Here is a 13,858-nt window from a genome sequence, read left to right as displayed (position 1 = left end):
ATCACCCTATTCTTCTAAATTCTTTGGTATTATTCCTATAACAGGTAAATCAAGTAGTTTTTCTATTTCATCCTCTGTTTTTACTGTTGTATCCATATATTCAAGAATAAACACAAGCCCAAGGGATAGCATTACTCCGAGAACAAAGGCGATTGCTATGTTAAGCATCTTCTTTGGCTTAACAGGATTTTGTGGTACTTGTGCTGCATCTACTATTTGTACATTACCGTCTGGGTAGAATCTTTTTGATTCCTCAATAAAATTCTTAGCGTGAGTATTAAGTGTTAATGCTGCATCCTGTGGGTCCTTTGATTGATATTTTAAAACAAGCATCTGTGTATCTGGTTGTGGTGTTGCAGTTAAATTATTTAGTAATACATCAGCTTGTACATCTTTATTTAATTCCTTTAATGTCTTTTCTGCAACAGTCTTAGACTTTGCAATCTCTGCATAGGTCTTTGATAGTTTTTGAAACATTAAAACTTCGTTGTAGTCTGTTTTTAATGTTTCTGCAGTTCTTTCACGTCCAAGGAATATACTTATCTCTGCTTCATATATTGGAGTTAAAACAAAAAAACTAAGTAATGCTGAAATCAATGTTGTAATAAGGGTTATTGAAATAATAAACCATAACCTCTTTTTAATAATTGCAAACAGTTCTGTTAAATCCAGCGTCATTTCTTGTTCCATATTTAGTCCTCCTTTATAAGTTCTAACCACTTTTTGGTTACTTCGTCATCTTTATTAAGCTTTAAAGAGAGTTCAAAGGCCTCTCTTGCCTTATCAACTTGTCCTAAATAATAATAGCAAACACCAATGTTTGAAATTATAGTTTGGTCATTGGGCTTTAATTTGAGTGCATCCTTAAAATATTCTAATGCATCTTCAAAATAGGATAAAGATGCAAGGTTTAGTCCTATTTCAATAAGAACCTCAGGCCTCTCTGGTTGGTCCTTTAACATATAGAGGTAGTAAAGAGCCTTTTCGTTTAGGTTTAGGTTTCTGTAGCATAGGGCTGTGTAGTATATTGCATTTAGGTTTTGTGGCTCCTCTTCTATTAGTGGAATAAGTATGTTTAGAGCCTCCTTATACTGCTGCTGCTTTATTAAATCTACTGCCCTATCAAAGTTTTCAACCAATTCTATCTTATATAAAAGCTCCTCTGCCTCCTTTTTAGTTATCGGGTAATTTAGGCATTTTCTTAAGTGGTATTTTGCTAAATCTCTGTCGAAATTTAGGTAAAGTAGGGCTAAATTGTAATTGGCGGTGGGGTTTTCTATGTTTGTTTTTAAGACATCCTTTAGGGATTTTTCTATTTCATCCTTAAAGTCTAACCCTGTTTTTGCCTGAAGGTCAAATAAAAGATAAATCCTGTTTATTTGATTTGTTTCACTATTGTTTATTTTTATTAATGTGTTGGCATATATTAGGGATTTTTTTAGGTTGTTTTGCTTATTTTTTTCTATTTGGGATATTATGTAGCTCTCTATTCCATCTATACTCTTTAATGTAGATAAATATAGGTCCTTATATTTGAAGTTTTCGTCAACTCCAAGTATGGTAATAATTCCTTCTAATATATATGTTAAATTTATGTTTGATGTGCCGCTTAGGGCCATCTCCTTTAATTTTTCAGCATATATTGGATATTCACCCTTTTTTAATGTGAAGTTATTTTTTATTTTAAAATTTATATCCCTTTCTATTTCAATAAAAAGTATTTTTTCGACTTCTTTTTTTATGTAATCTACGTAATTCAACAAATCACCCCTTTTAAAACTTTAACAAATTATATTTTAATACAAATACATTTATTTTACAATAAAATTTAATATTTTTTTGAAATTGATTAAAAAAGAAAAATGCAGAGTTACATACTCTGCACTTCCACTGTGTCCTGATTTTTTTCTTCCTTTAGATAGTATATTTGTGCTATTGTTGCATTCTCTGGAAGGTCTATTGCAATCTCCTCTGCTATTTCAACGTCCTTTAGGGTTACCTTATAGTTTCCTGTTATGCTGGATAGGTCTATTGTGATGTTCTTTGGTATTCTATTTGCAGGGGCATCAACCTCAACATAGGATATTTCCTTTTGAATTAAAAGACCACGGGATTTTAGGTAGTCCTCTCCTGTATAGTTTATTGGAACCTTTGTATGTACCTTCTTGCTTCCCTCTACCCTTTCAAAGTCAACGTGGAGAACCTTACCATCGATCGGGTCCCTCTGTATATCCTTTATCATTGCATTTTCGTGTTTTCCATCTACGTTAATATCAACTATTGCGTGGGGACCATCCTTTTTTAAAACCTCAAAGACATCCTCCATTGCAACCTCAATATTAAAGTTTTCCCTGTTTAGTCCATATATAACAGCAGGAAGTTTGCCACTTTTTCTTAGCCTATGATTTTCAGTCTTTGAAACCCTTTGCCTAACCTTTGCTTGTATTTGCATTTTTACTCCTCCTTTTTACAACACTCTGCTACATTAGAGGAGTTTTCCCTATAAAGTTATTTTTTATACATTGAATATTATTAAAAATTAAGGAAAAAATTTTATATAGATAATTGCATTTTTATATAGAGTGGAATATAATTATTAAGGTTTCACTATATAAGAAAGAGGGTGGATATTACATTGTATAAGATGGATCAAACTAAAACACCAATATTTGATGCTTTAATGGAATATGTAAAAAGAGACACTATTCCCTTCCATGTACCTGGGCACAAAAAGGGCGATGGAATGGATAATAAGTTTAAGGAGTTTGTTGGTACAAACATACTTTCAATCGATGTTACTGTATTTAAATTAGTTGACAGCCTGCACCACCCAAAGGGGCCTATAAAGGAGGCAATGAAGCTTGCGGCTGATGCCTATGGTTCTGATATGGCATTTATTTCAATCCACGGGACAAGTGGTGCAATTCAGGCAATGATTATGTCTGTTGTGGGAGAAGGGGATAAGATAATAATCCCAAGAAACGTACATAAGTCTGTTACAGCAGGTATTATTTTATCTGGTGCAGTCCCTGTTTATATGCAACCTGAGGTTGATAAGAATCTTGGTATTGCACATAATGTAACACCTGAGACGGTTGAAAAAACTCTTAGGGAAAATCCAGATGCAAAGGCAGTTTTGATTATTAATCCTACATACTATGGTGTTGCAACGGATATAAAAAAGATTGCAGATATTGTACACAGCTACGACATTCCACTTATAGTTGATGAAGCCCACGGACCACACTGTGGTTTTAATGAAAAACTACCTATGTCTGCTATGCAGGCGGGTGCTGATATTTGTGCCCAAAGCACCCATAAGATTATTGGTGCAATGACACAGGCGTCATTTTTACAGGTTAGAGCAGGAAGGGTTGATATAAATAGAGTTCAGCAGATTATGAATCTACTACAAACAACCAGCCCATCTTACCCTCTTATGGCTTCCCTTGATGTTGCAAGAATGCAAATTGCAACAAAAGGAAGGGAACTTTTAGATAAGGCAATAGAACTTGCAACCTACGCAAGACGTGAGATAAACAAGATACCAGGGTTATATTGTTTTGGTGAAGAGATACTTGGACAGCCTGGTGCCTTCTCCTTTGACCCAACCAAGATTACAGTAAACTGTAAGGGGCTTGGACTTACAGGATATGAGCTTGACCAAATACTTGCAGATGAGTACCATATACAGATGGAGCTATCAGATTTATACAACATACTTGCGGTTGGTTCCTTTGGAGATACTAAGGAGAAGATGGATAAGTTTATTTCTGCTCTTAAGGAAATTTCAGATAGATACTATGGAACAAGACCTGCAATAGGAAGCGTTCTTGACCTACCTGGAATTCCTAAGAGGGCCGTTACTCCAAGACAGGCCTTTAATGGTAAAAAGAGATGTGTTCCACTAAAGGAAAGTGTCGGGCTTGTTTCAGCAGAGTTCCTTCTTGCATATCCTCCAGGTATTCCAATAGTATGTCCTGGTGAGATTATAAACGAAGAGGTTATAGATTACGTTCAGGCTCTAAAGGATGCAAACCTATATGTTCAGGGAACTGAAGATCCAAATGTTGAATATATTAAAGTTTTAGATATGTAAAAAATCCACCCAATCGGGTGGATTTTTTTAGTTGTTTAAGATTTGTACTTGTTTTTCAACAGTAGCAAAACCATAAAGAGGTCCTAAATATCTTGTTACTCTTATTGTATATGTACCCTCTTCTAATTCTGATGGTAGTGTAAAGTTTGCTGTACTCCAATTGCCATATACATAGCCACCGCTGAAGGTATCATATACAACTTCTCCATCCTTTATTATCTCAATCTTGTCTAATCCTAACTCATCTGAAGATACATATTTGTTATAGCTAATATTTACACCATCTAATGTCATAAAGTCAATGTCGTAGGATATATAATCCCCAGAATATAAAGTATCACTAATATATAAATTTCCCTCTTCTTTTTTGCTTAAGTTTATTACTACTTCAGTAAGATTGTCATTTAGTTCTCTGTAGTCGTTAAGACTGAAATAGTACATATAGCTTGATTCACCATCATAAAAATTCAAATTAACAGACTCTAAGCAAATATTATCTGTATTTGCAATATTTATTATTAATTCTTTATCACTATTGAAAACTACTGCATCCCTATTATATAGATATTCTGCATTACTATAACTATAGTATAAATACTTATCAGTTGCCATATTAAGTAGATTTTCGTCTATTCCCTCAAGAGTTACTTTAATCTTTTTGAAGTTGAATTCAACTTCTTTTTCTGCAACTACTTCACCGTATAGTGGGCCAAAATCTCTAATAACTCTTATTGTATATAAGCCTGGTTCTATGTCTTCAGGTAAAGTAAAGTAGCTATCAAAACCTGATACTTCAAATTCCTTTATTATAGTGCCATCTTTTATAAGTTGAATTTTATCCATTTCAAAATCATGATACATACCATATACTATTTCATTTCCATCTATGCTTCTTAGAGCGATGCCATAATAAATATTTCCATTTGGTAAAAAGTTTGAATTATATTCATAAATATTTAACTCTACAGTATCTGCTGCTATATTTAGTGTTACTTCTTCTATCTGATTTTGTAATTCTAACTCGATATTTGGTCTAATATAATAGACATACTCAATATAATTTTCAGAATCAACTGGTTCATTAACAAATATATTCATATAATCTATTGCAAATTTTTCTGCATCTTTAGATAGCACAAATTCAAAGTTTTGTGTGCTCCAGCCTTGATAGTCCAAATCATTGATTGTTCCATAAACATCTATTCTTTCTACATTAGTTAAATCTATTCCATCAATGTTTATTTTTACCTTTTTAAATTCAACCATTACTTCTTCTTCTGCTACTACTTCTCCATATAATGGGCCAAAGTCTTGAGTCAATCTAATCTTGTATACTCCTTGTTGTAATGTGTTGGGTATTTCTAAGAAATTTCCATCATTCTCAAGTATTAAATTATTAAATTCATCATACATTTCAAATTTAATAGCACCTATACAACCAACTTCTCCTCCATCATTTGTTATTCCGTAAATGTCAAATACTACAGTATTCCCTGGAATCAATTCTCCATCTATAGTTATTTTTGCATCTACAATTTCTGAACCAAGGTTTTCAACTACTGTCATTTCGTTTTGATTGTTATCAATATATATTTCCTGAGTTTTTGATTTATAGTAGTGCCATGGACTATCTGAATTTTCATCACCAATAGCATACTCATATCCAGTTATAACTACTTTATTTGCTTCTTTTTCTACACATATTTCCTTATCTGGATCATTTATTAGATCTCTATATCTGTAATCTACACCGTCTGCCTTTTCTACTTCATAGCTTACTGATAATTCTGTTAAGTTATTTACATCAATACCTTCTAAATTTAACTTTATTGTTACATAGTCATCTACAGTTATTGGCTTTGTAGTATTTATTGTTCCATAAACTGAACCAAAGTACCTTTCTACTTGAAGCGTATATTGTCCTGGTGCTAATTTTTCATTAATGTTTACTCGTCCATCATCTGTTTCTGTTTGATATATAACATTTCCTGCTTCGTCTAATATTTTTACTACTATTGGATACTTGTAACTATCCCAATATTGTATATAGTTACCATTTAAGTCGTGTGTACTTATATCTATCCAATAATCATTTTTTGGAATAATATTATCATTAAAATATACTTCTGTAATTACGCCAAAATCAACATCGATTGTCTTATCCTCGAATAGATTAATTTCTTCATATGGATTTTTAGTATAAACATCTTCGCCCTTTTCAATTCTTACTGTATTTAGATAGTAATCATTTTGTGTTGCATATATTTCCCCAGATTTTCCTAAATTAATGTATGGTAGCCCTATAGTCAAACCTGAAATAATATCTGCTGATATTTTATCAACTTCTTCTTCAATTCCAGTTATATTTAACTTTAAGAGGCTTAGGTTGTTAGTGTCTAATTCTATTTTGTCAAATCTGTTGTCTATTTTAAAGTCTTCTCTAATAAGTATATTTTGTCCATATTCATCATTTAAATAAACATAATATACATAATATACATCGTCTGCTATATACACCTTATTATCATTTTGTGCACTTGCAAGAAGATAGATATAGTCTAATTTTTGAGCTATTTCTACATTTTTTATTTCGCCAAATCTTGAATCATTTAGGATTATATTTACTGGGTTTAAATTTACATCTAATTCGAAATAGCCTTCAGGTGATAACTCGTATTCTTTGTCTAATACAGTTTCGTAAATTCTGTTATCCTTTGTTTTTATTTCTATTTTGTATATATATGGATACATGCCGTAATATGGCACATAATCTTTAAGTTCCATTTCAAAATTTTCATTTAATGTGGAGTATCTATCTGTTGTATATATGTGATCTAATTCCCATATACCATACAACATTTCCCAATATACCTTTACTTCTTCTATTTCTTCCTTTGGAAAATTGTTTATGTTTACTTTCACAGTATTATATACCAATATTCCATATCCCATCTCTACTTCTTTTTCAAATGTTACTTCACCAAAAAGTGGTCCTAAATTTGATGTTATTCTAACGGTATATGTTCCAGATTCATCAATATATGGTAATTCAAATTGATTGCTTCCTGTAGTTTCAAATACAACTTCTCCATCTTTGATTAATTGAATTTTATCTTCTCTGTCTGGTGATGATTCATATATAATATTTCCTTCTTCATTTTTATATTGAATCATATACCAACAAGTTGATTCTTCATCAAGATTAATATATTCAGGCAATTGTAGTTCTGGTTCACCTACTATGTTTAAATTAACATCAAATTCAGTATACTCTCCTAAGATTTCTACTTGTTTATTAAGTTCTACTACATACTCATATTGTCTGTTTTCTCCATTTAGATAGAAGTATATGTTTTTTACAAATACATTTCCAATTCCTTCATTTAGAAGTAGCTCAAAATTTGAATTTAATGGGTTGGTTTCTGTTTCTTCATTTATTTGATATTCTACAACTGCATCTACAATTGTTTCAGGGTCTATTCCTGTGAAGTTGAATTTTATTTTGTTAACATTATAAACTTCAAATTGTTTTTCCTCTGAAACAAAACCATAAAGAGGTCCCATATCTCTTGTTATTCTTAATGTATATATGCCTGGTTCTAATGTTTCTGGCATTTTAAAACTATTACTGTTCTTATCTGCTTGTGTTTGGTAAATAACTTGTCCATCCTTTAAAATTTCAATCTTATCATCACTACCACTGTGATTGAAAATATCCATTCCATCTACAGTCTTAACCTGCATATAATAATAAATATTTTCTCCAGGTAATAAATTACCATAGATTTCTAATTCACATTTTTCTGCCCTTTGAAGATCTACATTAAGCTCTGTATCTTCATTTAATTCTAATTCTTTGTTTCCTGTAATTGTATAATTATTGTTACTATATTCAAAGAACATATTAGTTATTTCATATTTACCTTTTGTTACATATACTTCTGAAGTATCAAAGGCAACACTATAATTGTTATTTAAAATAATAGAAAAATATATATTATCATCTGGTGCATTTTGTAAATTTAATTGTAGCTTTGATAAATTTGAAAAATCTGTAACTAAGCTATTGTTTTCAGGAGATATTGATTCATCAGTCAATATAAAGTACTTTCTTTTATAGTTTTCTTCAAGGAATACTAATGAAATATTATTGTACTCACCCTTTAATGTATATACTTGATTATAAACAGTTGAAAAACCTAAAAATCCTAAAAAATATTCATCTGAATAATGTATAATAACACCCTTTATATCGTATTCTTGTGGATTATTTATTTGTATATTTACCTTCATTAAATCAATATCTATACTTTCTTCTTGACCAGCTATAATATCTTTGTTTAAATCTGCAAAAATTGTGTAATTGTTATTGTCAGTTGTTTTTATAAAAATTAGATCTAAATTAATTAAATATTCACCCTCAGTAAGTGATAGAACTATTTCATTGTTTTCATTTAAAATACCTTTTTGCATTGAAACAACAATTGATCCATCAAGCCTATTTCTTATTTCATAATTAACTGATATTTCTTCCACATTTGTAAGATCTAAACCATTTAAGTTTACTTTAATTTTTGTTGCATTTTCATCAACAATTTCAGTTCCTATGTTCATAACACTTTCTATTGTTTTTATTCCATATAGTGGACCAAAATCTCTTGTTACTCTAATTAAATATTCACCTTTTTCAAGTTCTTGTGGAATTTTTACGTAATCAACGTATTCTCCCTTTTCAGAATATAATGTGTATAAAACATTGCCATCTTTAATTATTTCAACTTTGTCCTTTAAATCATTAGTAAAGTGTGCTATAAATTTATGCTCCTCTTCTTGCATAAACAAAACACTATATTCTAAGTTATCACCATTTTGATTGATTACTAATTGTGGTGTAATAGTATTAACAAAATCATATTCAAGTGTAAGTTCAACAATATTATTATCAAATTTAACTTCTCTGTCTAATGAGTACGCATACATATGAATATTGTTGTTTTCATCCCTTACATATGCTACTGCACCTAATAATTTAACTTGTTCATCTTCTACTATCATTTGATATTTAGCATCTAATTCAGTTTTAAATATTTCTTCATTTTTCATATAGTCAATTTCAACTTTAGTAACATTAGTTAAGTCTAATCCATTAATGTTAAATTTTATTATATTCCCAGTTACAACAACTTCCTCTTCTACTACTACCTTTACTCTCTCTTCCTTTTGACCTATTGTTACTACTATTTCAGCTTCTCCTGCTTTCTTTGCTGTTATTGTTCCATCTGAACTTACTTCTGCTACCTCTGTGTTTGTTGATGCTATGCTTAGTTTATCTGTTGTATCCTCTGGTGTATAATTTATTGTTAATTTTGCACTTTCTCCTACCTTTATTATTACTTCCTTTGGAGTTACTGTTAGTGTTTCTACTGGTTTTGTTTGTCCAACTACAACATTTCCTTCTGTCTTTATTTCTCCTTGACCTTCTGTTGATTTAACCTGAGAATTTTCATCTCCCTTTATTTCAACAGATTCATTTGCGACTACCTTATCAACAACAGCCTCATTTAATTCAATCTTTGTTTCTGTTTCAACTACTACATTACCAACTTGTCCACTAATTTCAACTACTTCATCTGTACTTGTCGTAACTTTTATATTTTCAATTTTTGTATCTTCTGCAGCTATAATTTTAGAACTTGTTTTTATTTCAACTTCTGAATTTATTTGTCCTTTAAATTCCACTGTATTTTTGTTTTCTGATGCAACTTCTATCTTTGTAATTTGTGTTTCATTTGATTTTACTTCAATTTTTGCATCAGATTTTACTTCAACCTTTTGAACCTTTGTCGTTCCTTCTGCAACAAGTCTTACATTTTGTTCTGCCTTTACTTCTACATTTTGTACTTCACTATTTACTAAATGTATACTATTTTGTGCTCCTGATAGAATTGTTACTTTTGTAGCCTTGACGTTTTCTAATGTAGCCTCCCCACTACTGCCTGGGTCTACAACAACTTCACCGTTTACTGTTACATTTTGTAAATGAGCCTTATTTCCATATATATATACATTTGCATTTACTGTTGAATCATAGTACTTTATTTCATCACCTAAGATTACAACATTTACATTAGAATCCTTTGAATATTGAGATGTAATTTTTAACATTAATTGTTCATCTAATATTCCTTCCACTGAGGCTTGAGGTACAACTGCCTCTCCTCCAAGTGCAATTATTTTTGATTTAACGTTTGAATTTTCCTTTAATAAAGCTTTTGTCTTTTGTAAAATTGAATTTTGATGGTCTGTTGTGCTACTCTTTAATACTAAAACACCATTATTTTTTTGCAACTAATGATGATGCTGATAACGCGTCTGCAAACTTTCCATCGCCTATACCTATTGCAACGTATATACTTTCAAAGTTTATTTCGTTCTTAAACTTATTTAATACCTCATAGTTGGTTTCAAATCTATTTGAACCAAAAATTCTCTCTGCATTCTGTAAGCTATTTTTAATATTATCAGAAATAACAGCAGTTCCACCTATAATATAAGCTTTATTGATGTTTTTTCCTTGTAAATATTGCTGTACAGTATTTTTTAATTCATTTGTTCTTGATAATATTATTGGCATTTCATATTTTGCTGCGATTGGTGCAATTGATAGAGCATCTGCATAATTCCAACCATACGCAATTACTAATTTACCGTTATAATTAAGTAATTTTGCTACTTCTATAGATGTTTCAATTCTATCTGCACCAGCAATTCTTTTTACTTGTACATTTGGTAATGCACCTTTAATTTGTGCTTCAACTTCTGTTGTAATAACTGCAGTACCACCTATTAAATAAACATTTTGTGGTCTTAAACGTTTTAATTCATTTTCAACTTCTGCAGTTAGTCTACTTTTCTCTGAAAGTAATATTGGTGCATTCAATTTCTTTGCCAATGGTGTTGCACATAATGCATCGGGGAAATCCCTGCCATAGGCAATTATTACGTTTTCTGCAGATTTCCAGCCATTTTGAGAAATTGCAACAGATGTCTTAAATCTGTCTTCCCCACTTAATCTTTCAATTCTTGAAAGATTATCTGTTTGTGCCATAACACTTACATTTAATAGTATGATTACCATTAAACTAAGTATGCAGGCAAAAATTTTTTTGTTTTTCATCATAACCCTCCTTTTTTAAAAAATACTCATATAGTATTTTACTGGTTTGAGTTATGACTTTCAATCTTTTTTATTCTACAATTATCGACATAAAATTAGAGCAGGAAAAACCTGCCCTTATAATCCTAATTCAGTCTTTAGATTGTAAATCTTTGATAAATCTAAATCAATGAAGTTATCAATAAAAATATTAAGTAGATTATCCTTTTCTGATTGTGTTAAATTTGCTTTAAGCCTTTTCATTTCTTCAACATCATTTGAATAATCATATTCTGGGTTGTCTAAAATTTTTGAAATTATCGTTGTTGCAAGTGTCAATGCTTCCCTTTCTCTTGTTGTTTTTCCTAAAATTATGCATCTTTCTAACCTCATCTTTATATCTATTAATTCGTATTTATTAAATCCCATTACAGTTTTAATATCCTTCCATTTGTCTTCATTTGGAATTTGCTTTATTAAGTTGTTAATTTTATTTTCCTGTACTAATGATACTGCATTGGTTCCACCTAATACAATTAGCTGTGTTGTATTATAAAGGTTATATTTTACAAACATCTCTACTTCATTTACTAAATCACTTTTTGTTAAAAGTATTGCTGTATTATCTATTGCAGATGCTACTGCTCCTGTTAATGCATCTGCATATTCTCTTCCTGTTGAACCTTGCCCTATAGACAGATATATTTTATTTAAATTCAACTGTTGTGAAAAATTTTGTATAAGCTTTATATTTGTTTCAAATCTATTGTTTCCTCCAATTCTTATTGGATTTGGCATTTTCATTGAAACTATACCATATATAGCATTTATTGATCCCATAATATAAGTTTTAGTTATTGATGTCTGTTTTGTAAAGTCCTCGATAACCTTTGGTAGTTCAGCTTTTTTTGTTAATAAAATAGGCGTTCCCTTTATCGCTGCGATTGATGCTGCTGAAAGTGCATCGGGATAATTTTCACCTGATGCTAAGAAAACTTCTGTATATGGAGTTAATTTTTTTAATTCATTAGCTATTTTTACTGATGTTTCATATCTACTATTGCCTGATATTCTTTCGGTTTGTATACCTAATTGTTTAATGTTTTCCTCTACTACCTGCGAAACTGCACCAGTTCCTCCAATTATATATACCTTTTTTACATTAAGTCTTATAAGTTCGTTTTTTGTGTATAGATTTAAACTATTTTTTTTGTTAAAAGAATTGGTGCATTTATAGCCTTTGCATAAGGTGCTGCACATAAAGCATCTGGAAAATCCTCTCCTGTAACTATAACAGCATATTGGCTCGTTTCAAATTTGCTTTGTGAAATTAATACTGCTGTATGATACCTATCTTCTCCACCTATCCTTTGAGATTGTGCTAATGTTTTAGGCATAAGAACTATTAAGAATATTATTATTGATAAAAATAGTTTTCTTTTCAATTTAACACCACCTTATTTTATAAATAGGCTTAAAAGCTGAGTTCTTAATGATGGACTTGTGTTTATTAAGACCTTTATTTTAAAATCGTTTTTTTCTTCTGTAGATAGTTTGCTATAGTCTGAAAGTATAACTGGCTTATCTTTATTATAGTTGTAATCTGGATTTGCAATCATTTTATTTACTACATTTTTTATTTTATTTAATAGATTTTTTTGACTTGATGTTGAAAGTTTTGACGATACAATATTTAATTCACTGTTTAGTTGTTTTAATAATACCTTTTTATATTCATCCTCACTTGAATATTTATTGGCACTTTTACTGGATTGTTTATTTGTTGTGTTGGTATTAACATTTGGTTTATTGTTGGTGTTATTATTTGAAACTTGTTTATTTTCAATATTTGTGTTTTCATTCTTTGGCAGATTAGTTTGATCCTTTGTTGTTGAATCTGCAAATAATTTTATTTGTGTTTTTTTGATTATAATTTTTGCTTTAGATTCTTTAATTTCTATAGATTCAATATTGCCTAATATATTGTTTACATCAATTTTAATTGCATCCCTATCTATATATTCCTTTAGCTTACTTTGTTTGTTTAATATACTAAATACAAAGGATTTTGGTAAATTTATCTTACCTATTTTAAAATTTCTTGGAGAATAATACATATACTCATTTTGATAATATAATTTACCTGTTGATGAGAGTTGAAAATTTTTATTATTATAACAAACATTACCGATAAACATTATTTCATCTTCTAAAAATTTAATATTGAAGTTATTTACTTTAGCTGAACCAAATTGATTTTTATATGAAAGTATTTTGTTTATAAGTCCGTTTACCTCCGAATCATCTACTATTAATTCTTCTCCTTTAATGTCCGCCTCAATCATTTTTTCTAAAAGCACTGTGGATTGTTCATTGTTATACTCATAATCCTTTGTATTTGCAAGAACTATTAATGATGCAGTTGATAGAATTAGTATTAATAAAATGGATATTAATACCTTTGTTTTTTTCATCAAATCTACTCCTTTATATTTATATTAATTTGGTTCTATAATAAATGTTGGGGCGTAGCCCCAGCATATTTTTTTTACAAAAAAAATATGCACCTGTTTTAGATGCCTGGTAAAATTAAATTAACTACA

At 30.1% G+C, this 13,858-nt stretch carries 9 protein-coding genes; 1 reads left to right on the top strand and 8 read right to left on the bottom strand.

Translation table 11 applies throughout. The annotated features are described in order from the left end of the window. Positions 1-6 precede the first annotated feature (6 nt). The 3 genes from JG776_RS04700 to JG776_RS04690 form a co-directional block, all read right to left on the bottom strand. The gene (locus JG776_RS04700; RefSeq protein ID WP_291965168.1) at positions 7-690 is read right to left on the bottom strand and encodes a Wzz/FepE/Etk N-terminal domain-containing protein; all 684 of its coding nucleotides are present in this window, start codon (positions 688-690) and stop codon (positions 7-9) included. A 2-nt stretch (positions 691-692) separates the two neighbouring features. Next, positions 693-1,760: a tetratricopeptide repeat protein gene (locus JG776_RS04695; protein ID WP_291965166.1), complete on the bottom strand. Its 1,068-nt coding sequence runs from the start codon at positions 1,758-1,760 to the stop codon at positions 693-695. A 110-nt stretch (positions 1,761-1,870) separates the two neighbouring features. After that, entirely contained in the window at positions 1,871-2,452 is a 582-nt protein-coding gene (locus tag JG776_RS04690) for a 50S ribosomal protein L25 (protein WP_291965164.1), read from the bottom strand. Between the two features lie 183 nt (positions 2,453-2,635). On the opposite strand from JG776_RS04690, the gene JG776_RS04685 reads away from it, so the two are divergent. Next, entirely contained in the window at positions 2,636-4,099 is a 1,464-nt protein-coding gene (locus JG776_RS04685) for an aminotransferase class I/II-fold pyridoxal phosphate-dependent enzyme (protein ID WP_291965162.1), read from the top strand. 27 nt (positions 4,100-4,126) lie between these two features. Here JG776_RS04685 and JG776_RS04680 read toward each other — a convergent pair whose 3' ends face one another. The 5 genes from JG776_RS04680 to JG776_RS04660 all read right to left on the bottom strand — a co-directional run bounded on the left by JG776_RS04680 (position 4,127) and on the right by JG776_RS04660 (position 13,729). Next, entirely contained in the window at positions 4,127-10,447 is a 6,321-nt protein-coding gene (locus tag JG776_RS04680; RefSeq protein WP_291965160.1) for an Ig-like domain-containing protein, read from the bottom strand. Beyond that, a complete protein-coding gene (locus tag JG776_RS04675) occupies positions 10,434-11,276 on the bottom strand; it encodes a cell wall-binding repeat-containing protein (protein WP_291965158.1) in 843 nt (280 codons plus the stop codon). The genes JG776_RS04680 and JG776_RS04675 overlap by 14 nt, the downstream gene beginning before the upstream one ends. 117 nt (positions 11,277-11,393) lie before the next feature. Beyond that, a complete protein-coding gene (locus JG776_RS04670; protein WP_291965156.1) occupies positions 11,394-12,515 on the bottom strand; it encodes a cell wall-binding repeat-containing protein in 1,122 nt (373 codons plus the stop codon). Then, positions 12,452-12,700, bottom strand: coding sequence for a cell wall-binding repeat-containing protein (locus tag JG776_RS04665; RefSeq protein WP_291965154.1), 249 nt, complete (start codon positions 12,698-12,700; stop codon positions 12,452-12,454). Before JG776_RS04665 ends, JG776_RS04670 begins: the two co-directional genes overlap by 64 nt. 12 nt (positions 12,701-12,712) lie before the next feature. Continuing rightward, on the bottom strand, positions 12,713-13,729 hold the full coding sequence (locus JG776_RS04660; protein ID WP_291965153.1) for a hypothetical protein: 1,017 nt from the start codon (positions 13,727-13,729) through the stop codon (positions 12,713-12,715). Positions 13,730-13,858: the final 129 nt, after the last annotated feature.

Origin of the sequence: Caloramator sp. (assembly GCF_020054765.1) — a bacterium.
In the GTDB taxonomy this organism is placed as follows: domain Bacteria; phylum Bacillota; class Clostridia; order Clostridiales; family Caloramatoraceae; genus Thermobrachium; species Thermobrachium proteoclasticum.
Note: the sequence above shows the minus strand (reverse complement) of the source record. Positions and strands in the feature narration are given on the sequence as shown.

What these genes read in the sequence shown, in the direction of transcription:
- JG776_RS04700 (WP_291965168.1), bottom strand. Translation starts at nt 690, where the DNA reads ATGGAACAAGAAATGACGCTGGATTTAACAGAACTGTTTGCAATTATT.
- JG776_RS04690 (WP_291965164.1), bottom strand. Translation starts at nt 2,452, where the DNA reads ATGCAAATACAAGCAAAGGTTAGGCAAAGGGTTTCAAAGACTGAAAAT.
- JG776_RS04675 (WP_291965158.1), bottom strand. Translation starts at nt 11,276, where the DNA reads ATGAAAAACAAAAAAATTTTTGCCTGCATACTTAGTTTAATGGTAATC.
- JG776_RS04670 (WP_291965156.1), bottom strand. Translation starts at nt 12,515, where the DNA reads ATGTGCAGCACCTTATGCAAAGGCTATAAATGCACCAATTCTTTTAAC.
- JG776_RS04660 (WP_291965153.1), bottom strand. Translation starts at nt 13,729, where the DNA reads ATGAAAAAAACAAAGGTATTAATATCCATTTTATTAATACTAATTCTA.